32 protein-coding genes are annotated in these 21178 nt (G+C 47.0%); 17 read left to right on the top strand and 15 right to left on the bottom strand.

What is annotated here, in order from left to right:
- Complete coding sequence (locus AWQ23_RS00490; protein WP_062431657.1) at positions 1 to 258, top strand: TIGR03643 family protein; 258 nt, start codon at positions 1 to 3, stop codon at positions 256 to 258.
- Positions 259 to 366: 108 nt separating this feature from the next.
- Here AWQ23_RS00490 and AWQ23_RS00485 read toward each other — a convergent pair whose 3' ends face one another.
- From AWQ23_RS00485 to AWQ23_RS00440, 9 genes are all read right to left on the bottom strand, one after another.
- On the bottom strand, positions 367 to 585 hold the full coding sequence (locus tag AWQ23_RS00485; RefSeq protein WP_062431656.1) for a hypothetical protein: 219 nt from the start codon (positions 583 to 585) through the stop codon (positions 367 to 369).
- A complete protein-coding gene (locus tag AWQ23_RS00480) occupies positions 575 to 1285 on the bottom strand; it encodes a lysozyme (protein ID WP_062431654.1) in 711 nt (236 codons plus the stop codon). The genes AWQ23_RS00485 and AWQ23_RS00480 overlap by 11 nt, the downstream gene beginning before the upstream one ends.
- Positions 1286 to 2076: 791 nt before the next feature.
- The gene (locus AWQ23_RS00470) at positions 2077 to 2355 is read right to left on the bottom strand and encodes a hypothetical protein (RefSeq protein WP_062431650.1); all 279 of its coding nucleotides are present in this window, start codon (positions 2353 to 2355) and stop codon (positions 2077 to 2079) included.
- A gap of 3 nt (positions 2356 to 2358) precedes the next feature.
- Complete coding sequence (locus AWQ23_RS00465) at positions 2359 to 2724, bottom strand: hypothetical protein (RefSeq protein ID WP_198158673.1); 366 nt, start codon at positions 2722 to 2724, stop codon at positions 2359 to 2361.
- Complete coding sequence (locus tag AWQ23_RS00460; protein ID WP_062431646.1) at positions 2724 to 3083, bottom strand: hypothetical protein; 360 nt, start codon at positions 3081 to 3083, stop codon at positions 2724 to 2726. Before AWQ23_RS00460 ends, AWQ23_RS00465 begins: the two co-directional genes overlap by 1 nt.
- Before the next feature lie 41 nt (positions 3084 to 3124).
- Positions 3125 to 3478: a hypothetical protein gene (locus AWQ23_RS00455; protein WP_157072168.1), complete on the bottom strand. Its 354-nt coding sequence runs from the start codon at positions 3476 to 3478 to the stop codon at positions 3125 to 3127.
- Positions 3479 to 3595: 117 nt separating this feature from the next.
- Positions 3596 to 4393, bottom strand: a complete 798-nt coding sequence (locus AWQ23_RS00450) for a hypothetical protein (RefSeq protein WP_062431642.1) — start codon at positions 4391 to 4393, stop codon at positions 3596 to 3598.
- Between the two features lie 2 nt (positions 4394 to 4395).
- On the bottom strand, positions 4396 to 6186 hold the full coding sequence (locus AWQ23_RS16280; RefSeq protein ID WP_157072167.1) for a hypothetical protein: 1791 nt from the start codon (positions 6184 to 6186) through the stop codon (positions 4396 to 4398).
- 194 nt (positions 6187 to 6380) lie between these two features.
- Positions 6381 to 6749 (bottom strand): hypothetical protein, encoded by a 369-nt coding sequence (locus tag AWQ23_RS00440; protein ID WP_062431638.1) that lies wholly within the window; start codon positions 6747 to 6749, stop codon positions 6381 to 6383.
- Positions 6750 to 6963: 214 nt separating this feature from the next.
- Here AWQ23_RS00440 and AWQ23_RS00435 point away from each other — a divergent pair, with 214 nt between their 5' ends.
- A complete protein-coding gene (locus AWQ23_RS00435; protein WP_062431635.1) occupies positions 6964 to 7554 on the top strand; it encodes a site-specific integrase in 591 nt (196 codons plus the stop codon).
- Here AWQ23_RS00435 and AWQ23_RS00430 read toward each other — a convergent pair.
- From AWQ23_RS00430 to AWQ23_RS00415, 4 genes are all read right to left on the bottom strand, one after another.
- Complete coding sequence (locus tag AWQ23_RS00430; protein WP_062431633.1) at positions 7543 to 7824, bottom strand: hypothetical protein; 282 nt, start codon at positions 7822 to 7824, stop codon at positions 7543 to 7545. The two genes, AWQ23_RS00435 and AWQ23_RS00430, sit on opposite strands and share 12 nt — an antisense overlap.
- Before the next feature lie 56 nt (positions 7825 to 7880).
- Positions 7881 to 8177 (bottom strand): hypothetical protein, encoded by a 297-nt coding sequence (locus AWQ23_RS00425; protein WP_062431631.1) that lies wholly within the window; start codon positions 8175 to 8177, stop codon positions 7881 to 7883.
- The gene (locus AWQ23_RS00420; protein WP_062431629.1) at positions 8168 to 8425 is read right to left on the bottom strand and encodes a hypothetical protein; all 258 of its coding nucleotides are present in this window, start codon (positions 8423 to 8425) and stop codon (positions 8168 to 8170) included. The genes AWQ23_RS00425 and AWQ23_RS00420 overlap by 10 nt, the downstream gene beginning before the upstream one ends.
- A gap of 105 nt (positions 8426 to 8530) precedes the next feature.
- Positions 8531 to 8776: a helix-turn-helix transcriptional regulator gene (locus AWQ23_RS00415; RefSeq protein ID WP_062431627.1), complete on the bottom strand. Its 246-nt coding sequence runs from the start codon at positions 8774 to 8776 to the stop codon at positions 8531 to 8533.
- A 139-nt stretch (positions 8777 to 8915) separates the two neighbouring features.
- On the opposite strand from AWQ23_RS00415, the gene AWQ23_RS00410 reads away from it, so the two are divergent.
- The 8 genes from AWQ23_RS00410 to lpxB all read left to right on the top strand — a co-directional run bounded on the left by AWQ23_RS00410 (position 8916) and on the right by lpxB (position 14666).
- Positions 8916 to 9806, top strand: coding sequence for a hypothetical protein (locus AWQ23_RS00410; protein ID WP_062431625.1), 891 nt, complete (start codon positions 8916 to 8918; stop codon positions 9804 to 9806).
- Positions 9778 to 9933: a hypothetical protein gene (locus tag AWQ23_RS15930; protein WP_198158671.1), complete on the top strand. Its 156-nt coding sequence runs from the start codon at positions 9778 to 9780 to the stop codon at positions 9931 to 9933. The genes AWQ23_RS00410 and AWQ23_RS15930 overlap by 29 nt, the downstream gene beginning before the upstream one ends.
- A complete protein-coding gene (locus AWQ23_RS00405; protein WP_062431623.1) occupies positions 9923 to 10156 on the top strand; it encodes a hypothetical protein in 234 nt (77 codons plus the stop codon). The genes AWQ23_RS15930 and AWQ23_RS00405 overlap by 11 nt, the downstream gene beginning before the upstream one ends.
- Positions 10146 to 10421, top strand: coding sequence for a hypothetical protein (locus AWQ23_RS00400; RefSeq protein ID WP_062431621.1), 276 nt, complete (start codon positions 10146 to 10148; stop codon positions 10419 to 10421). The genes AWQ23_RS00405 and AWQ23_RS00400 overlap by 11 nt, the downstream gene beginning before the upstream one ends.
- Before the next feature lie 291 nt (positions 10422 to 10712).
- Entirely contained in the window at positions 10713 to 12053 is a 1341-nt protein-coding gene (locus AWQ23_RS00395; protein ID WP_062431619.1) for a transposase, read from the top strand.
- A gap of 119 nt (positions 12054 to 12172) precedes the next feature.
- Positions 12173 to 12640: a 3-hydroxyacyl-ACP dehydratase FabZ gene (fabZ, locus tag AWQ23_RS00390; protein WP_062431617.1), complete on the top strand. Its 468-nt coding sequence runs from the start codon at positions 12173 to 12175 to the stop codon at positions 12638 to 12640.
- Between the two features lie 43 nt (positions 12641 to 12683).
- On the top strand, positions 12684 to 13487 hold the full coding sequence (gene lpxA / locus AWQ23_RS00385; protein ID WP_315862069.1) for an acyl-ACP--UDP-N-acetylglucosamine O-acyltransferase: 804 nt from the start codon (positions 12684 to 12686) through the stop codon (positions 13485 to 13487).
- 6 nt (positions 13488 to 13493) lie between these two features.
- Complete coding sequence (lpxB, locus tag AWQ23_RS00380) at positions 13494 to 14666, top strand: lipid-A-disaccharide synthase (protein WP_062431615.1); 1173 nt, start codon at positions 13494 to 13496, stop codon at positions 14664 to 14666.
- 2 nt (positions 14667 to 14668) lie between these two features.
- Here lpxB and AWQ23_RS00375 read toward each other — a convergent pair whose 3' ends face one another.
- The gene (locus AWQ23_RS00375) at positions 14669 to 14848 is read right to left on the bottom strand and encodes a PCP reductase family protein (RefSeq protein WP_062431613.1); all 180 of its coding nucleotides are present in this window, start codon (positions 14846 to 14848) and stop codon (positions 14669 to 14671) included.
- A gap of 283 nt (positions 14849 to 15131) precedes the next feature.
- Here AWQ23_RS00375 and AWQ23_RS00370 point away from each other — a divergent pair, with 283 nt between their 5' ends.
- From AWQ23_RS00370 to AWQ23_RS00345, 6 genes are all read left to right on the top strand, one after another.
- Positions 15132 to 17558 carry a dynamin-like GTPase family protein gene (locus AWQ23_RS00370; protein ID WP_062431611.1) on the top strand — a complete coding sequence of 809 codons (2427 nt, stop codon included), beginning with the start codon at positions 15132 to 15134 and terminating at the stop codon, positions 17556 to 17558.
- A gap of 83 nt (positions 17559 to 17641) precedes the next feature.
- A complete protein-coding gene (locus tag AWQ23_RS00365; RefSeq protein WP_062431609.1) occupies positions 17642 to 18043 on the top strand; it encodes a KGK domain-containing protein in 402 nt (133 codons plus the stop codon).
- Position 18044: 1 nt separating this feature from the next.
- Positions 18045 to 18395, top strand: a complete 351-nt coding sequence (locus AWQ23_RS00360) for a KGK domain-containing protein (protein ID WP_062431607.1) — start codon at positions 18045 to 18047, stop codon at positions 18393 to 18395.
- A gap of 21 nt (positions 18396 to 18416) precedes the next feature.
- Positions 18417 to 18773, top strand: a complete 357-nt coding sequence (locus AWQ23_RS00355) for a KGK domain-containing protein (protein ID WP_062431605.1) — start codon at positions 18417 to 18419, stop codon at positions 18771 to 18773.
- An 8-nt stretch (positions 18774 to 18781) separates the two neighbouring features.
- Positions 18782 to 19177, top strand: coding sequence for a KGK domain-containing protein (locus AWQ23_RS00350; RefSeq protein WP_062431603.1), 396 nt, complete (start codon positions 18782 to 18784; stop codon positions 19175 to 19177).
- A complete protein-coding gene (locus tag AWQ23_RS00345; protein WP_062431601.1) occupies positions 19177 to 19419 on the top strand; it encodes an HNH endonuclease in 243 nt (80 codons plus the stop codon). Before AWQ23_RS00350 ends, AWQ23_RS00345 begins: the two co-directional genes overlap by 1 nt.
- Before the next feature lie 6 nt (positions 19420 to 19425).
- Here the strand turns inward: AWQ23_RS00345 and AWQ23_RS00340 are convergent, their stop codons facing one another.
- On the bottom strand, positions 19426 to 20856 hold the full coding sequence (locus AWQ23_RS00340; protein WP_083500667.1) for a YdiU family protein: 1431 nt from the start codon (positions 20854 to 20856) through the stop codon (positions 19426 to 19428).
- A 37-nt stretch (positions 20857 to 20893) separates the two neighbouring features.
- Between AWQ23_RS00340 and AWQ23_RS00335 the strand changes: the two genes are divergently transcribed.
- Positions 20894 to 21148: a chlororespiratory reduction protein 7 gene (locus AWQ23_RS00335; protein WP_062436418.1), complete on the top strand. Its 255-nt coding sequence runs from the start codon at positions 20894 to 20896 to the stop codon at positions 21146 to 21148.
- Positions 21149 to 21178: the final 30 nt, after the last annotated feature.

Raw genomic sequence — 21178 nt, 5'->3', positions numbered from 1 at the left:
ATGGATTTTGAGGCGCTAGATGAGACCATCATTGACCGGGTGATCGAGATGGCCTGGGAAGACCGCACCACCTTTGAGGCCATTGAGTTGCAATTTGGACTTCAGGAAAAGGAAGTGATTCAAATCATGCGGCGCTATATGAAACGCTCTAGTTTTAAGATGTGGCGCAAGCGGGTGACAGGAAGAAACACGAAACATCTCCAAAAGCGAGATTTCATAGAAGGGCGATTTCGTTCCGCAAACCAAAAGGGTTCTTAATCGGGGCCATGGACTGACCTGGTTTCCATCAGAATGGGGTACTAGTACAGATCCGCCGTGGAGAAGCGCTGCAGAATTAACATTTTGTAGTATCCCCTATCCGTTCCGCTATGGTTTGCGCTTCAACACCTGCGTGGTGGCAATGGTAGACCCGCCCAATAGGAATTTAATATCGCTGGCTACTTCCCGCGAAACATCACCCCATATCAAGGCCCAGATACAAACACCGCTGATTGCTACAGGGGCGATCGCCTGTAGAAAGTAAATCCAATCATAGAGATCGGTTTTCCCGTCACCGTGAGCAATTTCCAGCAATTTATCGGGCATTCCAGCTTCTCACCTCATCTTCGCGGCGGGCCTGTAAACCTTTAAGCACCTTGTTTCCCGCGCGGTTATACAGTCTCAAGGCACGGGGAACACCTGACCAATCCTTATCGCGTAAGGCCCGCGTGATGGAATTAAAATTTCCGTTCCCATAGAAGTGAGCGCCAAGGTTCCAAGCGAAAGAAGCCAAGGCCGCTTGCTGACCACCGCTCATCTGTTGCCAATGGGGGATTTTTTGCAGCTTCGGCAGAAAATCACGGGTAAACACCTGATCTAAAAGTTGTTCGGCTTCTGCCTTGGAATTTAGGCGATCGCCTTTTTTAACCCGCGCTCCATTGGCTAAGTATGTGCAGCCATAACCAATCGTCCAGACCCCGGCCGGGCATAGATAAGCCCCAAGGCGTAACCCTTCCCACTTTTTGATCAGTGATAGATCTACTTTGGCGGGTGATTTTGTCGGGTCTGTTGGCGTTCGCAAATTTTCGGCGATCGCCTCTACCAGAGCGTCTAAAGTTGTTGGCCCCATCTCCGAGGGACGGGTTAACTTTTGGTCTTTCTTGAACTGAGAAAATGTCTGTTTCGTTTCCGGGCCTAATATCCCATCAATTGTGAGGGTATAGCCCGCTAGATTAAGGGCTTTCTGTAATCCCCCAATCTGCTCAGAATTTAGCTCTGTAAGCTTTGTCGCTGTCGTTGGAAACATGATGATTTAGCTCCTAATTCACAATCTAATTTTTTTAATGACTTGCCCATTACTGCCAATGCAGCACCGAAAGCGCGGGTGATCACAAGTGCAAGACCCCGGCGGGCATTGGCTGTCATCTTCAACGCGAATAAAACCGGGGCAATCGCTTAAATTTATTGCTTGACTGCCGTCTGTATAAGTGATTGTGAGGAAACAGCCAGCAGTCAACAATGAGACAGTCGGTGTTTTGTCTCCTGCTCTAGAAGAAGATTGCCCTGTATTCGTTGTAACCGTACTGTTTGCGACAGTTTCGGTTAAAGAAACCAGATTAAAAACAGGATTACAAGACGTCCCTGACCAGGTAAAAAGATAACTAAATGGCCCTTGAGTCGACGAGCCAGAAACATAATATCTATTATTTGAGCCAGGAATCTGGGGCGTGCAGGCAGATTCCTCAAAGCCTGTAGCAAAAATAACAGGGTGAGGGGGAGAATTCCGAAAAACGCTAGAGCTTAACGAGACCCCTGATCTAGAGATTGTAAGACAGCAATTCCCTGCCCCCCCACTAGGGCGACGAAACCAACTAGGGCAAGTCCCGGGAGAATAGTTAGCGACAATTTTTGTTTGAATTTCCCTATCAAAACTCCACGTTTGACCAGGCAAAGTAACAACATCGCCACCACCCCAATCAACCCTAATCCCCCCAGATTGAGGGATAGCCTCAGCACTGACCGCAGTTTTCCCGGCGGGAACCTTAAACCGCCCCGTCACTGTATCGCCATTGCCCCAGACCACCACTTGACCCATGGTTACGACTCCTCAAGGCTGACCGGGACAGGCCGAGCCACCGCAGCGGCGAATTTTTCCAACTGGGAAACCATCGCCCGCACTGACCGAGCTTCTTGGTTCTGATTGTTTTCGAGGCGCACGATCCGGCCTTCTAATCCCGGCATTTGGGAGGCGATCGCCAATTCGATTTTGTCGAGCCTCTTATCTAACCGCCGCTCCATTGCCCCTATCTGCTGAAACAACGCCGCCACCGTCGAACCAGAGGCGATCGCCACCGTAATCAATATGCCGAAATCCATGATTTATGTGTAATAAGTGAACGGGTTCAGGTAGGGGCGGGCCTCCACCACGAGGGTATATGGCCCTAACCATCCCGGCGGCTCGTACCTAATCAAGCTTTGGGCCACGGGTTCTACTTCGATCAAAGTCGGGGTATCGAGGTTAATCCAGTTATTCCGGGAGAAAACGAAAATATCGCCCCTGTCCCAGGCTTGGAACACCCGACCACCCCGAACCCAGGGCTTTTCCTGCTGATTAATCACCGACGCAATAATTAGATCCGCCGCAAAACTGAGGGGAATTTGGGCCTCATAGCCAAATTGATCCGGGGGGCTGTTCACCACCCCGATCACCTGAAAATTCCCCTCAGTCGCCGGAAGTCTAAGCACTACGCAAAGGAGGCAGACTGACGGGTGACAACGGCCTCAACCTCTCGGCCCTGTACCGTTTTGCCGATGATGTCAGCATCAAACGTATCTTTTTGGTCAGAGTGCAGAATTTTGATGTACCGGGTACGCCCGCCAGGGGTTCTCACCCGCAGATACTTGCGTTTAACCTTGCCAGACTTGACCAGTTCTTCAACCTTGCAGGTAGGCATATTCACCTCAGCATCAGTCAAAGTTGCATCAACGCCCGTCTCCGTGGCTAGCCCGGTGTAGCTCCCTTCAGGGGCAAGGAAAAAGAAATCATACGGTTCGGCAGGAAGAACCCCAGAAACCGTTACTTTATGTTTTACAAAACGTGCCATTAGAACAAAACTCCTATAAAAGATAAATCCCGAAACAATCCCTAACCCAAGCGGCGGCGACGGGGAACCCCAGCAGACCGCACGGCGTTTCCTCGGTAGGTCAAACCAGGGAGCCGACTGATCGCGGTTCTTACCTCAGTTACCGAGCACAAAACCCGCGCCGATTTAGACCGACCAGTAGTCGCATCCCGCACCGTCAAACGCAGGCGCACAAGCTGACCATCTTTCAGCCCCTCAGAAACGCCCATGCTGTTTGTAATGTCTGCTGCCTGTTCCGGCGTAATTTCCGTAATCCCAACCGCTGAACCGATGCCGTCATAAACGTCAGGGAGCCAAATTTTGGCGTTCTCACCATCCAACTGGACGACGTGCCATTTCTTCTCAAGGCTTGCCATAGAACAAATTCAAAAAACTACGCCCCCATAGTGGGGTTAAAAAAATCTGTTGTAGGCGACTGGCAAACCTTAAGGGTTCGCCTCTCGCAGCTAAATTCCAGAACCCACCCAAACGCCCTAGAAAAATGTGGCATTCTGCCGGGGGCTGCCATTGGTATAAAGGATCTTGTTTTTCGGCATTCCCCAGACCGATAACTCTGCTGTCTGGAAATAAACCCGCCCCGATGGTCGCTTTTTCGGGATACGGTGCAGCTCACCCCCTACGCGCACCGTCCCTTCGAGCAGGGGCAATGGTTCGGTGTACTCAGACTTGGTGAGATTGTCCCAATCTGGAGTATCAAAGTTCAGATCCAGCAGTTTATTAATCACGTCCTTGGCATCGGCCTCACCTGCCGCCGCGACTACCAGGGAATATCCTTTTTCTGGATCTCGGTAGCTGAACTTAAAACGGCCTTTATCAAAATAGTGAGTCGGTGTGTCGAAAATCTGGAAAATGCGGTTTTCCAACAGGGCAATATCTGCCGCGCTGGTAACATCGCCCCGATAGCGGACCGCGTACCTTGCCCGCAGGGGATAGCGGTTATTTGCCCGGGCAATATCGTTTCTTTCCCGATAGTGAATGATGATTTGGGGCAGATATCGCACCTGCTCTTGAAACGTTGTCACAGGGAGGCCGAACACGGCGGGCTTTAGATGCACCTGCTGGACGACGTAGCGAAAGGTGAGAATTTTTAGGAGGGCGCGGTTTTGGGACTCGTTAGGGAGAATCAAACAGGCCCGCTTGGTGGCATTCCGGCCCGTGGTGTTATCGCCAATGAAATCAGGGTCGATATCCCGGAAATATTCATTTACCTCCCTATTGTGGGTACGGCGCAAAAATGACCGGGTAAAGCTCCACTCATCAGATACAGCCATGGTTATTCCTCCGGCTCCGGTTCAAATTCTGCTAAATCTTCCACGCTAGGGGTAGGGCTTTCGCTTTCGGTTTCCTTGGTTTGCTGCTCGGTGGCTTGGGTGTCGGTGTCGGTCTGGAGGGTCTGGTCAAAGTTGGCTTTTGCCTGCCTTAACTGGGCCACCTCAGCGGCGATCTCTTGCCCGCTGGCTACCGTGGCGTAAATGTTTTCGGTAATTTCCTCGGCGCTCTCTAGGGTGTCGGTGATTTTGCTTAACCCGCTGATTTTGGTAATGCCCACGTTTTCCCGCATCCAAGGCCATTTATTATCGGTAACTACGCCATCGTCTTCGAGGCCGTTACCAATGCGGGCCACCCAGGTATTTAGGTTCTCCACTCCCTCGGCGATCGCCCATTGGATATTTCTGAGGGACATCACCACCCCAGCACCCGCGCTAATGATCCGGTTCCAATTGCGCCAATCTTCAGACAGGTTATTAAAAGCTTGCTGCCCAATCATCCCCACGATTAGATCCTGAGCAGAACGCCCTAGGATTGCGTTTAGGTTGTAGGGTTGTCCGTCGGGGTCTTTTAGGCCAATAATCCCCAGGGTTTCCCCAATGGTATCGAGCAAGCTGGCGGCTAAATTGCGGGAAAGCATCGCGGCATTATGGACGCTGGCGGCGGTGTTGATTACATTGAGAATCCGATCCATTTTCATGTAATCCCAGAGCTTATTAAATCGGTCTACCAGTTTGTTGTAGGTCTGATCTAGCTTGCTCTGAATGCCATTGAGCTTGGGTAATAAATTCCTTTTGTTCCAGTCCACCACCTCTTTTGAGATGTTCTGGTAGGACTGCCCAATCCGTGCGGGAATGGCAAAAATCGCGTTTCTAGTAATGCGATGCTCATAGGTGACGTGGCTTCGGGTGCTGCTATGTTGATTTCTGACCTGAGTGTTAACGGCACTGACTCCGGTACGGGTGACTCGATGCTCATAGGTGACGTGGCTTCGGGTGCTGTTGTGTTGATTCCTGACCGTGGCATTTACGCCGCTAATGCTCGCCCTTGTGGTGCGGTGTTCGCTGTTTACGTTCCCATTGATTGAGCTTCGCGTCTGTCGATGCTCTGACCGGATCAGACCCTTAATGCTGGCGGCGTTGCGATTGTTCATGGCTTCTAGTTGGTCAATCCTGCTTAATGCTCTAAGGGCCCGCGCTCCGGCAATTCCAAGCCCTGCTTGTAAGGCTAAAATTGCGCGTTCTGCGTTGCTCATGCGGCGGGTAAGTTGAATGAGTTGGTAAACGCTAATACCAGTGATTAGGATATCTAGGAATCTCAGAAATGGGGCGATCCGACGCAGTAGGCCACCAAATTTCCCAAGCAACCCGTTAAGCCTTGACTTTAAGACCTGGTTTGACTTTTGTAGCTGAAAAAACTTATTCCGTGAATAGGTGACGGCATCTGATGCCCTTTTGCTGACATCGGTCAATCCATTGCTTAACTGCTGGTAAAGCCTCCGCTGATCTCTAGTCGCGGCCCAAGCTCTCCCAGCTTCTGCACCTGCGTTTATAGCCCGCCGATCTGCTTTGCTGGCTAGTCCCGTTGTGACCTGTAGGCCACGCTTAACGGCTTCCCCCTCTCCTCTGGAAAAAAATGAAGTGGGGCTATATTTCGCCCAAGGGGAAACTTTTTTGTAAATCCTCTCAAGCCCTGCGACCGTTGCTGCAAGACCAGCAACACCCCCTTTAACCGCCGTCCCTACTGCCGCCTTGAATGGGGACGTAGCAACAACTCCAAGGGCAATAGAAGACATTGCTTCTCCCAAGACCCAAGATTTAAGCAGATCAAGGATTTTGCTCTTTTCTGATTGGTCAAGCTTGGTTTTTTTTAGCTGGGTGATTTCGCCCTTTAGCTTTTTAATTTCACTGGTAAAGACAGAATACGGGACAAGATTTTCGCAGGTCATATTTTCACACAGGGAGAAGGGCGATCGCCTTTTGGTGAGGCTTAGTCGTTATCGTTTACGGCGTTGGTGGCGTTCACTACATCAGCCTTCATCCACAGGCGCAAATTGGGGATGTATTCGAGTTGAGTTTCCGTTACCGTGGCGTCTGCATTTTCCCGGCTGACAAACTGGTAATTCGGGCTGTCAATGTCGAGGGCATCGGCATTACTCACCGGAGCATCGAGATCCGTCCGTTTTCCGGCGGCGGCGGCTTCGAGGGCAAGAATAAACCCGACTTCGATCTGTTCTTCATTGGTGGGAACCGCTGGGATTTTGTCGGTATAGGCGGCATTGGTGCAATCGATGGTCAGTTGCCGGGAAACATCATCGAAAGTGGCGGCGGGAATAGAAACGAGATTGAAAGTAGCCATTGTATTTTTTTGTGGGATGGGGTAGGACTTTATTAAGCACCAATTTAGCGGTTATAAATTGGCTTTGAAAGTTCTACTAATACCTATTTCCAGAACGTAAGTAAAATCGTTGCAATGCTTGTTATCCTTTAATTGTGGCTCGATTACCTATTGTTTTTATGAGAGAAAGTTCCGGTTAATCCCCCATTTCATCCTTTAATGAGAACCTAGAAAAATGGAAAAGTCTACCCAAGGAAAAGCGGCTTATATCAGCAGAAAAGAAGCGGCGAAAATTAGATCCTTCCTCACCTTGGATAGCCATCGGCTCATGTGGGACATTGCCAGGTACACCGGAGAGAGATGGGGGGCGATCGCCCAACTGAAGGTGACGGATATCTGGAGTGACCCGGTAAGGCGATATTTACGGGAAACCATTGTTTTTAGAAAGGAAACCCGGAAACGGGGCGGCGGGAAAGAGGCGATCGCCCGTGAGATTGAGATTCACCCGGAATTACATCGAACCTTATCGGCTTACCTTCCCCCTACGCTGGGATGGTTGTTCCCCTCACGGGCTGACACGCTGAACCATATCACCTTGAGAAGTTGCGATAAGTTCTTGCGGCGGGCGGTGACATTGGCGGGCCTGAGTCACAAGAAAATCAGCACCCATAGCACCCGGCGATCGTTCATCACTGACCTTTCCCGCAATGGGGTGGATCGGCGGGTGATCAAGGAACTGACCGGGCATGGTAGCTATGAAATGCTGGATAAATACATTGAGAGTGACCCGCAAGCGCGACGGCGGGCCTTGGCTTCATTGATTTAACTCAGTTGGCGGGTACGGGACGATGACGGGTTGGGACGATGGCATATTTGCCCAAAGTAAACACGCCCCAATGGTTAAGCCTACTAACCATAGGAAATAAGTCCCGCCTACTGCGTTTAAATTTTCAATGTCTTTATTGTGCTCAAGGAAAGCCGTCATCAATTGCTCTATAGTTTCTTGTTGTTTTTGAATAACCTTTTCTTGCTCTTCAGTGATTTTTTTAAGCTTGTAAATATATTGGGAGAACTTATCAGGATCGTGATTTTTCATACTGTGCAAAAAAAAATTAGGGAGCATCCCCCCTAAACTATTGTTTTAACTTGATTCTAGCGGCTAAGTATTTTATCTTTGCTCCCTAAATATTTTGATTTTAGGCGGCCATTTTCTCTCCATCGCTCATACAGATACAGGCGGCCGTTGATTTTCTTTTCCTCAATGTATCTGCCTTTGATTTTTTGGCGGCGATCACCTTTTGGCTTGGGGCGGTTACCGGGAAACATATAAGCCGGATCATCAATCTCCCTGCCATCATGCCCATCCTCCCTAGCAATGATTGGGAGTTCATAGCCCAGCATCTCGAATAATGGCTCTGTCATAATTTCCGCTCCATAACTTAAAACCATAGGCCGCTGATAAATGCCCGAACCGGGTTAAGGCGGGCTTCTTCAGGAAGTTCTCCTAAAAAGCAACCTATCCTGATTGTTTTTCCTATGTCCCAGGGTGATGGGGACTGAATATCAGGGGCGATCGCCTCCCAGAAATTCCATGATCGATTTTCGTAGCTGGCCTCATCAAGGAACCAAGCGATATCGCTACCATCCGATAGCCACAGGGTAAGCCACCATAGAAACGTTTCATAAATTTGGGTCATAAATTGGATCCTCACTGTGCCAATTGGCTAAGTTATTAAGAGAAGGGATATACAAACTAACCGTTGCGATCACAAAGCCACCCCAGGTCATGAGGTGGCTATTTTTTATTGATCGTCAGGGACTCCTGCTATCTCAAATCCCAACATCTCGAAAATTCCTTTTAACGGAATCTTGAGGGTTTTAGACATGATCAGTAGTTTCGACGCGGTTGGCTCTTTGGCTCCTGCCATATATTCATACAGAGCAGCTTTAGAGATTCCAGTCTCTTTGCAGAATTCCGCTATCGTGTACCCAGCTTTTCTAATTTCATCACTCAAGGCCTTGTCCCCTCGTGAATCTTTGTTGCTCATAATATTTTATCAATATTCTGCTATAGCAGATTGACTCTCAAGAAAGAGTCCGCTATAACAGACTAAAGAATAAAGGACATTCCCCCTCACCGTGCGAAAGGAATAGGGGACTGTCTCAAGTATCTATCACTGAATAACTATGACTTTTGTTGACCTGATACAAGGAGCGGATCTCGAATACGCTCCCCAATGGCTAAGGGACTTTTGGGACGAATGCCAATGGCTCAAAGAAGAGTCTGATGATTGGCAGGATCTCAATGGGGACTATTCCGCCATGGATTTTGTAACTGAATTCCGTAAGCAGTCCTACGGCTATATCAAAGCTGGCATTATCGCCCATCAGATCCGAACCAAACGAGTGTACGCAAAAATTAGCCAATCATTCACGGCCTTCTGTGAAAAATGGCTAGGCCGTTCGATCTGGCAAGTGAATCGGATTATTGATGCCGCTGGCGTTGCGATCCGGCTCATTGGCATGGGCTTTACTGAACTCCCCGCAACTGAATCTCAATGCCGCCCCCTGGTAAAGCTGATCGACTTTGATTTAGAAAACGTTTGGAGTCGAGTATGTCGGTTCATCCCAGAGAAAGATCGCACTGCGAAAAACATAGAGGCGATCGCCTGTCGATTAAGCGATGTTGACCCCGATTACCAGGGAAAAGCACCCTCTAAACGCATCGAACTCCCTAGGGAACAATGGGATCTACTCACCGAGAAAGCAGCTAGATACGGCATGAAGCCCAAGAAATATCTTGAAATTTTGCTTCAAAAGGACTTAGGTGACGAACCAACAGAACCCCTAGAAGAACCCGCCCCACAACCTAAAAAACGCTCTAAAGGCTTTGGGGGACAGGCTTTTACTGGAATGCTCCCTAACTTGCTCCCTAACATTTTCCCGAACCATGCCGACAAAATTGACGTTGAGACAGTACAACTCAAGAAGAGTGATTCTGAGAATGCTGAAACCAGAAATCGTAAAGGCGATCGCCACTGGAATGAAGATGCTGAACCTCGACCAATACCAACATGAAGACCTTTGCTATTTGGTGGTAACGGCCATTGCCGAACGTAACCGTAGCGTTAAATATTTCTTTGAGGCGATCGCCACCGCCGCCGCCAATGTCACCGCCCATAAATTAACAAGCCATGAACCATAGCCCTGCCTTGCTCACCAAAGCCACCATCAGATTTAATTCTGTCCTGCATGAGATGGATCTGCCTATCCAATTCGAGATGGTTTTCGAGTTACCGCCGGATGATCCAGTATTGGCCTATCAACAGGCTAAAGAAGCGGCGATCGCCTGCTTGATGGATGATGGCGCTCAGATTGACTATTCCTATCCCACAGTGGAACCACGGGAAAACCACCATGTTCACTAAAATCCCCTCGGTCTATCCGCTATTCTTGCCCGCCATCGAACGCGATCGCATTCCAGCTCGTTGGTTAAACCTTGCCCTGATAGAAGAAATCACCCGTAGTAAAGCCAGCGGACAATACGTGATTTTCCTATCCAGCGGGCATTCCAAGGAAATCCCGAACCTGTGGGCAAAGATGATTTTTGCTGAATTCAAGCGGCTTGAGATGGCCCGCCACACAAAAGGCGATCGCCCCCACATCAAGAAACGCAGTTCAACCCCCACCTGATGAGATTGACTCACTACCAATCGAAACCGGGTAACTTATCCCGGTCGTGGGAAGTGTCCAAAGCTTTTCACCCCTTATCTTTGATGAGGTTTCGGGCTGTGTTGTAGTAACAGGCTCTTAAGGGCTTTCTAGATTACGTCGGCTCATCCCATCTCAATAAGGGTTTAATCCATGGACGGCCTTTGAGCCGTTTACTGCTGTGACAAGGTATATGGCTCACATTGTTCGGGCTATCGGGTGATACGTCGGCTTTTCTATGGATTTTTTGGAAGTTCACCTTTTTAAAGCACCATGAAAATTTTAGGAATTGATATCGGACGTGGTTTAGCCACTTGTTGCCTGTTGGATCACTTTCCAGAGAACCCACGGCAATATGCCCTAGATGGGGCACAGTACCGCCAATTTACCGCCGATCCAAAAGGCATTAAAGAGATATTGGCCTATGGAGCAGACATCGCTGTTTTAGAGCCTACCGGAACAAATTACAGTAAGCTTTGGGGCACTCACTTAGCCCGCAATGGCGTTGAAGTGAGGCTAGTTGCTCACCATAGCCTTAAAAAACATCGTGAGTTCTTGCGCTTTCCCGATAAAGATGACGAATTCGACAGTTTTGCCCTAGCCCATTACGGATGGACACATTTACATGACCCCCAATGGTTCCTACAGATGAGAGATCAAACTATCGTCAAACTCAGGGAGAAAGTTTTAAGACTGGCTCACCTTAACCGCGTACAATCCCCCATCATCAACCGCTTAAAACAGGATCTGGAATGGCAATTCCCAGAGATAGCCAACAAAGACCTGTTAGCCCGCCGTAGCAAGTCTGTCCCACGCTGGATCAGATGGATTGCCGGGGAATACAAATCATCTGCCTTTGATCGCAAATATGCCAAAACTTGCGGCCTAGGCTTAACCGACGATGCCAGAAGCCACGCCCGCCGCTTAGTCAGGATTATTGAAGAAGAAATTCAGATAGAAATTGAAACCGAGAAGTTTAAACAGGATGAACGGTTTAAGCCTTACTTGGTGGTCTTTGATGTTTTCGGTATGGGCGATCGCCTGCAATCCGTTATCCTTACCCAGATTTTCCCCATCACAGGGTTTTTGGATGAAAATGGCGATCGCATTGTGATTTATAAACGGGGTCGCTACTCCAAAAAACAGACGAAACGCGAGATATCACGCCGCCGCTTTGAGAAGTGTTTAGGCGTTGCCCCTAGTCGTGAGGCTTCTGGGAAAAAAGATAACCGTCAAATCGTAGGGGGGTCTGATATATCTCGATCAATGCTTTGGCTATGGGTTTTTACCCGCGTTTCCATTGCCAAACAGCGAGACTCTAACGCAGTAGCTCAACTGATCTATCTTTGGATGAATGCCCCCAAGCGACAAGGTATCCCGATCCGACTTCTCAGAACCAAAACCGCCGCCCATGCCACACGATTACTATTCAAAGCTCTAGTCGGCTATGTCCAGCGCGGTGAGTATGTGGATTTAGTTCATTACCACGCCAATGAATTAGGGAACTGCTCCCTATGTGGCGGGCCTCTAACCGATGGGGAATGCTCTCACTGTGAATCCATCCGGGCTAGGCTCTTATCGTCATGGAAAGCCGCAGAAAACGCCCTTAAATAGGAAAAATAACCCAGCAAGATTGACCTAATCATTTTGCTGGGTTTTAATGCTGGCTTATAACTCCTTTACAAGGTAATCTAAACTAGCCGCGCAGACTGTTATTACATTGATCACCGTCTATGACCACAGAACATCCCGGAACTTTGGCCCAGCCAATCCCCGTTGAAGAAATTCAAAAATTATTACCCCACCGCTATCCTTTTGCGCTGGTAGACCGCATCCTCGAATATATTCCTGGTGAAAAGGCTGTGGGCCTGAAAAATATCACCTTTAATGAACCCCATTTCCAAGGTCACATCCCAAATCACCCGATCATGCCGGGAGTGCTAATGGTGGAAGCGATGGCTCAGGTCGGCGGGTTTATTTTGACCCAAATGCCGGGGATGGAAGATAGCTTTTTTGCGTTTGCTGGTATTGATAAAGTCCGGTTTCGGCGACCGGTAGTCCCTGGCGATCAGCTGATTATGACGGTGGAAGTAATCACGGTAAAGGCCAAGCGCATCGCAAAAATGAAGGGCTTTGGCACCGTTGATGGTCAAGTGGCGGTGGAAGGGGAGATGCTCTTTTCCCGTCTGGATTTTGAATAATTGGCCCTGAGGCCCACTACATTACTATGGAGCAAACTGGAGAATTCTTTTGAGTACTCTGATTCATCCGACGGCGGTGGTTCACCCCAACGCTCAAATTCATCCAACGGTTCAGGTTGGCCCCTATGCAGTGATTGGTGAATATGTCACGGTTGGGGAAGGTACGGTTATTGGTGCCCATGCAATTTTGGATGGTTATACGCGCATTGGTCAGGGGAATCGGATTTACCCAGGGGCGGCCATTGGTTTAGAACCACAGGATCTCAAGTATCAGGGAGCAGCCAGTTTAGTTGAAATTGGCGATCGCAATACGATTCGCGAATATGTGACGGTGAATCGGGCGACGGCGGCGGGAGAAAAAACGATCATTGGGAATGATAATCTCCTGATGGCCTATGTCCATGTGGCCCACAATTGCATTCTGGAAAACAACATCATCATCGCGAACAATGTGGCGATCGCCGGCCATGTGGAAATCGAATCGCGAGCGGTGATTGGTGGGATGTTGGGCATTCACCAGTTTGTACATATCGGCAAGATGGCAATGTTGGGGGGCATGAGTCGCATTGATCGGGATGTGCCACCTTTTATGCTGGTCGAAGGCAACCCGTCGAAGGTGCGTTCTTTGAATTTGGTGGGCCTCAAGCGCAGTGGTTTAACCCCGGCGGAAATGGGTCTACTCAAACAAGCATTTCGTTTACTGTACCGCTCGGATCTCAAAACCTCCGAGGCGATCGCCCAACTTGCGACTATCGGCGACCATGAACATCTCCAACATCTCCAACAGTTTCTCGAAAAAGCCCTCGATCCCAGCCGTCGGGGTTTAATTCCGGGGAAACGGAGCTAGGCGATAATGCATATTTTCATCAGTACGGGGGAAGTGTCCGGCGATCTCCAGGGGAGTCTCTTGGTGGAAGCGCTCTTTCGTCAGGCCGAGGCGCTCAATATTGACCTAAAAATTACGGCCCTCGGTGGCGATCGCATGGCCGCAGCGGGAGCAACCCTCCTGGGTAACACTACAAAAATTGGCTCCATTGGTCTGATCGAATCCCTGCCCTACATCATTCCGACCCTCCGCATTCAACGGCAGGCGAAACGCTATCTCAAAGAAAATCCGCCGGATCTGGTGGTGCTGATCGATTACATCGGCCCGAATATTGGCATCGGTAACTTTGTTCGCCGTCAGTTGCCCCAGGTGCCAATTATTTACTACATTGCGCCCCAGGCCTGGGTTTGGTCGTTTAATGACAACAATACAAAGGCGATCGCCCGCATTACCGACCGGATTCTTGCCATTTTCCCGGAAGAAGCCCGTTACTTTGCAGAATACGGCATAGACGTAAAATTTGTGGGCCATCCCCTCGTGGCGAAAATGGCCACCTGTCCCCGCCGTGCCACCGCCCGGGAAAAACTGGGCCTCAACCAAGACCGCCCCCTGATCACCTTGTTGCCAGCCTCCCGCCGCCAGGAGCTGAAATATCTCTTACCTGTGATGGTGGAAGCGGCCAAAATTCTCCAGCGTCAGGTGCCAGAGGTGAAATTTTTAATTCCTGTCGCCTTGCCCCACTACCGCAACATTCTAGAAACAGCGGTTAATGAGGCGGGTTTAAATGCAATTTTGATTGATAATCCGGCCCAAACTCCCTTGGCGATCGCCGCTGCGGATCTAGCGATCACAAAATCGGGCACCGTAAACCTCGAAATTGCCCTGTTAGACGTCCCCCAGGTGGTGCTGTACAAAGTGCATCCAGTCACCGCTTGGATTGCGAAACATCTGCTGAAATTTTCGATTCCGTTCATGTGTCCAGTGAATTTGACCCTGATGCGGCGCATCGTTCCCGAATTACTACAAACAGAAGCGACCGCCCCCCGCATTGCCCAAGAATCTTTGGCATTACTTCAGGATGGCGATCGCCAAGCCCAACTCCAGCAAGATTATCAAGAAATGCGGGCAGTGATGGGCGATGGCAAAGCCTGTGATGTGGCGGCTGTCGATATTCTTACCTTCCCCAGTCACGGGCGATAAAATTAGGCTTCCCCCGATTTTTTGGGGTCATTAAATTGAGCTTTAGCCTGGATATAAATCTCCTTATCGATAATTTTTGCCCCCATTTCTTCGGCAAGTTTTTCAATTTTCTTTTTAGCAAAGGGCCGCACAAAAAAGGGAATTTTTTTAAAGAGTTCTTTAGCTTCGTCTGTCCATTCCATCGGAATTTCTCCTGTGCTCAATTGTTTGACTTCGTACTTTAATACTATTATCCGACAAATCACTATCAGCAAGTCCTCAAGCAATTACCAGTTTTATGTCAGTTAAATAATAGTTGCATTGGTTTAAAAAAATTAATTTTCCTATCTTTTTCGAAGCGATCGCCTGATATTTATGCTCCGGGTACCAAGCAGAAATTCATTTTGTCATATATTTTCGAGTGCATCGGCATTTTTTTTAATTCTTTTGATAGATTGAGAGATATCCTATCAAACTCAGTTATCAATGTCCGAGTTAATCCCTGCCTGTCAATCCCTGACCACCAATGTCAATGCACTCCTCGATTTATGGCAGCAAGAACCAACACTTCATTTCCAGCAGGATACAACGGCGATCGCCACATCCCTCGAAAAGGCCACCTCTCCAAAGTTTGAAATTGTCTTTGCTGGGGCTTTTAGTGCGGGTAAGTCTATGTTGATCAATGCCTTACTCGAACGGGAGCTACTTTACAGCGCCGAAGGCCATGCCACAGGCACCCAATGTTACATCGAATATGCAGCCCCAGATCAAGAGCGAGTAGTACTGACTTTTTTGAGTACCGAAGAAATTCAAGGGCAGCTCTACCAACTTTGTCAACGACTCGCATTAAAAATTGAGACTTTAGATGACCAGCAACAACTTGTTGTCCTCCAAGATAATTGCCAACAAATTTTGCAAGAGGAAGGGGGTGAAAACAAGTCCGACAAAGCCAAAACAGCCAAAGCTCTTTTTCTTTTACTCGAAGGCTATCTTCACAATCAAGAGCGGATTCATCCTAGCCAAAATTCTACTTATTCCATGGAGCAGTTTAATTTTGCCAATCTAACGGAAGCAGCAAATTTTGCACGACGGGGTAGTAACAGCGCTGTTTTGAAAAAATTGCAATATTATTGCCATCATCCATTGCTAGAGGATGGTAATGTTTTGGTCGATATGCCAGGGATCGATGCTCCAGTTAAACGGGATGCCCAGTTAACCTATGACAAAATTATTCATCCAGATACTTCAGCGGTAATCTGCGTCCTCAAACCCGCTTCGGAAGGGGATATGACCAGTGAAGAAACAGAATTACTGGAAAAAATGCGTACAAATTTAGGCATTCGCGACCGTGTTTTTTATGTTTTTAATCGTATCGATCAAACTTGGTACAATACGCAACTACGGCAACGGCTTGATAGTTTGATCCAAAGTCAGTTTCAAAGGGATGAAAGAATTTACAAAACAAGTGGTTTGTTAGGTTTTTTTGGTAGTCAAGTTAAAGATAGTGCCAGCGGCGATCGCTTTGGTATTGATAGTATTTTTGCGGACAGTGTTAAAAATCTTGGTGGCGAAGAAGAAACGCCTCAATTCGTAAGTGAATTTAACAATTATTGTGCCAACTCTGGCAAATTAACACGGACGCCATTTAAAGTTTATGTCAACAGTTATGAAACCCCTAATGAAAACTACGTCCGCATTTTAAGTGAATGGGGAAGACCGTTAATTGAGCAACTTGTTAAAGACAGTGGTATCGAAGAATTTCGCCAAGGTATTACCTGCTACCTTAAAGAAGAAAAACGGCCACAATTATTTGCTGCGTTAGCAGATGATCTTCAGCCTTTATGTATTGCTTTACGGAAACATTTACTTTCTGAATATCGAGAGTTAGAAAGCCAGCCCCACGAGATCGAAGCGATGAAAGCTCAAGAGTTAACTCGCCTCAACCAAGAATTACAAGAGGTCGGTATTCAATTTCAAAAACACATTACTGAAGAAATCAACAATATCATCATCAACCAAGATTTTTCCTTTGAAGAGGATTTTCAGGCCCTTAAAGCAAAAATGGTCAGTCGTTTAGATGAATTGCTGCAAACTTTTTCTGTCAAAAATGCTTACAGTCAAGCCACTTTTTCACATCCCCGCAACGCAACCGCACCTCTAATTGCAATTTTAGTAGAGGCTTTGTATTATTTGGCAAATGAGTTAGAAGATGTTTTGATCGAATTTTCAGACATTCTCATCCACAATTTTTGTCAACGCTTAGTGAAGCGCATTCAACAATCTGATTATTATCGAAAACTATATCGTTTATTAGGAAACGATGGAGGTCTTGAACAATCCATTTCAACTCTCGAAGGTCAACTGATTTATGCACTCCAAAGTGAAGCGAGAACAGAATGCGATCGCTATGTGCGAGAAAGTCCAAGATTTTATGATGAAGGAACTTTTTCGATTTATCAATTTCGACAAACTCTCCAGCAGACTTCTCAGGCCTATGATTGTGAAAGTATGGTGGAAGCAGAACCCGCGATTCGTCAACTTTTAAAGTTAGATTTCGAACCCAAAGTTAACGCTACCATTCGTCAAAATTTTCGACAGACGATCAACCAAACCTTAAAAACTCAGTTGTTACCAATGGCAGCACAACAGTCAGAGTTTATTTTAGAGCAATATAATGTAGCTCGGCGTTATTTGGAACAAACTCTAGAACAGGAAGCCCGTGAAAAAATCGCTCGGAATTTTCAGCTACAACGAGAATATAAACATAAAATTGAGGCCTATAATCAAGCTGCGACAATAATTAATCAATGTCTTCAGGAAATGCAAGTTTATGAGCGACAATTACCGAGCATCCTTGAATCAGACTTGAACATTTCTCAAGGAATCATTAATAAAAATTTAGACAATGAATAATTTCTCTTCAAGTCAAGACAAAACACTATTATTGAGGAACGATATCAAACATAAATTTCGATAACCTTTGGCAAATAGTTGACATGAAAAATAATAAATTTCAACCAATAGAAAAAGTTCTTCAAGCGGACGCAGTAATTGATTGTAATCACGAAGGAAATGTTTATACTCTACAAAAGTTAACTCAATACATCGATCAAATTCTCAGAGAAGTTTTGGCTTCTAAGTTGATCTTATACTTTCAGCATAAAGGTGTTGTCTTCTCAAAAGATACTTCTAATGACCAGTTTATCAAAGAGTTTATTGAAGAGGGTATAAAGTGTAAGGTACTAGACCCTTCCGGTGGTGGATGGCAGAAAGCAAAACTTCGTTTTCGAGTCGTCATGGAAATCGAATTGGAAGATTCATCTCAAAACTCTGATTTTGCAGAAGCTTCACCACTAGATGACATTCGGCAATCAATCAATAATTCTGAGGAATTCTAAAATGAAAAGTAATTTTCAGCCGATTAACGATATTGTCAATCCAGAAGACGTCATTGAATGTAGTTCTAAGAGTCAACTCAAAAGAGGCTCCGAACTTTTAGAGATTATTCGAGCATGTTTATATCAAGGACACTCCAGGATAAAAAACCAAGCTTCGTCTGAATCCATCAAATATCTAAGAGACTCATTGCAAGAGGGTGTGATTTTTGAAGTTAATGTTCTTCAACCTGGAAAAACTGAAGGATGGCAAAAAATGCAGATAAAATTCAAAACCTCTGTTGAAGCTTGTCTGATCCAGCCTGAAGTTCAAGAACCAGAGTCACCACTCGATGATATCCGCCAGTCAATTTAAGAGAAAACAGAAGATTAAACTATGTCACCTACTCAAAAAAAATTACTCACACAAGAATCATCGGTTATTCATTTTCTCGAACCAGTAAAAGTATCTTTTATGAATCAGCCGATGGCTAAAGTTGGCGACTTTCTCAAAGCACTCAAATCTAAACTATTGGGGTTTTCTCCAAATGACTGGGACAAAGAACATTATATCCCTTATCAGCAATGGTTCACTGATGGCTACGAAGCTGAAATATTAGATGTGGCTGGCTCTGGTTGGAAAAAGGGAAAAGTTAAAATTAAAATTTCTCTTGAATTTATCCCCAATGCTACGGAAAGGGGGAATGCAGAATCTCCCTTAGATGATATTCGTCAATCTATATCTGAACCGTAAAACTCACTATGTCTGAAAATTTTGATGCAATTGAAAATGTCTTTGGAGAGAACACAGTCTTTGAGATCAACTCCGAAGCTGACATCATGAAGAGCAGCACTTTTTTGAATATTATTGATGAAATTTGCACGGAATCATTATCTGCTATCGAAAACGAGATCGATAATGTTTTTAGTAATGAATCTATTGAATTACAGAAAATCAAAAATTCTACGGACAATTCAATTGTTTACGAAATCAAAAGCTTAATCGCAGAACATAGTGAATTAGTTTGGAAAAACAAAAAAATCCGGTTTCGCTTAATTGTCGAAGCTTCAGAAGACAGCAAAAATTTTATTTCTGAATCTCCTCTGGATGACATTCGCCAGGAAATCACAAAAAAATCAGAGGAAGAATCAATTTAATGGCTAAAACACCACGTCTCCCAATTCCCGATTCTGTCCGAAAATACGTTTACCAACGGGATAATTATCAATGTCAATGTTGCGGTTCACGACTTCACGAAACCCAACTCAGCATTGACCACATTATTCCCCTAGCCAAAGGTGGCAGTAACGACATTAGCAATCTACAAACGCTATGTTTAAACTGCAATCAAAAAAAAGGTACCTGTCGCGATCGCCGCTTCCAACGTCGCTTTACTTGAGGAATTTTATTGACGTTGCTGAATTGTAGTAAGCAGATCATAAAAGGGTTGCCAGTTATTTTCTGTGGTGATCGGTTCCCAAACAGATTCAATCACCGGACGCAGCAAAGCTGTTTTCGGGTTTTGGGAGATTAGGCGATCGCCAATTTGTGCCAACTCAGGTTCAGGGATTTCCTGTAAAGCCCGTTGGTAGAGCCCTTGCCATTGCTCAAAGAGGGGCCCAGACAGATCACTATTTTCCAAAATGGTGCTGGAATGCGATCGCCAAGCGTGATTAAACTGAACTCTCAACTGATAGAAAAAGTCATGGTAGCCCGTTTGGGTTTCCTCCAACAGTGCCAGGGTTGCGGCAAACAGATCGGCCCCTAGATCTTCTGGCAAATCTCGCAGCCCCAATTTTTCGAGCATTAACTGGCGATAGGTTTGCTCATATTCGATTTCATAATTCACGAGGCCCGTCGCCAAATCCCGCTTATCCATCACCAGCGCCAGGGGCATTTGCAACATTTCCAAATTCAGGCGGCAGATCATTGGTTGGTTGCCGTAGCTATACCGACCACTGTAGTCAAAGTAAGCCGCCGTAAACTTGCGGTCATAGCTGGGAATAAAGGCATAGGGGCCATAATCAAAGCTTTCTCCCGTAATTGCCATATTGTCCGTATTCAAAACCCCGTGGCAAAAGCCCGCCGCCATCCACTGAGCCTCTAATCGTGCCACCCGCTTCACCAAATCAGCGTAAAACAGAGCGTAGGCATCCTCGTCTTCAGCATATTCGTCGTAGTAATGTTCCACCACATGGTCGAGGAGCTGCTGTAATAAGTCCCGCCGTTGTAGGTAGTAGAGCCGCTCAAAGGTGCCAAACCGAATATGCGATCGCTGGAACCTGACCATCACTGAAGACCGAGTGGGAGAAGGCTCGTCCCCCCGCCAGAGGGATTCCCCCGTTTCGATCAAGCTTAGACAGCGGGAGGTATTTACCCCCAGTTGATGCAATGCTTCTGCCGCCAAAACTTCCCGGACACCACCTTTGAGGGTTAAACGCCCATCACCATTGCGAGAATAGGGGGTTTGACCAGAGCCTTTTGTGCCGAGGTCATAGAGTAAGCCATCCTGGGCGCGCACCTGCCCGTAGAGAAAACCCCGTCCGTCCCCTAACTGGGGATTGTACTGACCGAATTGATAGCCGTGGTAACACATGGCCCGCAAGGGATGGGGCGCTTGGAACTGACCGAACGCTTCGAGAAAATCTTGATCGTCTACTTGTTTCGGTTCGAGGCCCAATTTTTCTAAAACGGCGTCATTGCGGAAGCGTAGCTCATGGTGGGGAAAATCTGCCGCTGTTACTTCATCAGAAAAGCGATCGCCTAGGCTTGCAAAGACCTGTTCATAGGGCAGACAAACGAGGGGATTTTGGGTGAGCTCACTGATGGGGGCCATGGGCGTACAATTAAACCAAAAAGCATTAAGGCATATTATGGCAGATCCGATTATGTACCAAGTGGATGGTTATGTGGTGTTGCGCCACGACCACCCAGAACAATTGATGGAGCCCGACGAGATCCGCACCTTTTTTGAAACGCTCCTCAGTACCCAGCCGGATCTATTGCCCGCCGATTTGGCCAAACTCCCCTCCCAAGCTGAGCAAATTGATCAACTCCTCGCAGATTATTGCGAACTGGAAATCGAGGAGGGTTTTTTGCAGTGGTATGCGGTGCGCTTTGAAAAATAGGGTATCCACATCCCCACATCCCTCTAAATC

This window comes from Picosynechococcus sp. PCC 73109 (assembly GCF_001521855.1).
In the GTDB taxonomy this organism is placed as follows: domain Bacteria; phylum Cyanobacteriota; class Cyanobacteriia; order Cyanobacteriales; family MRBY01; genus MRBY01.
Note: the sequence above shows the minus strand (reverse complement) of the source record. Positions and strands in the feature narration are given on the sequence as shown.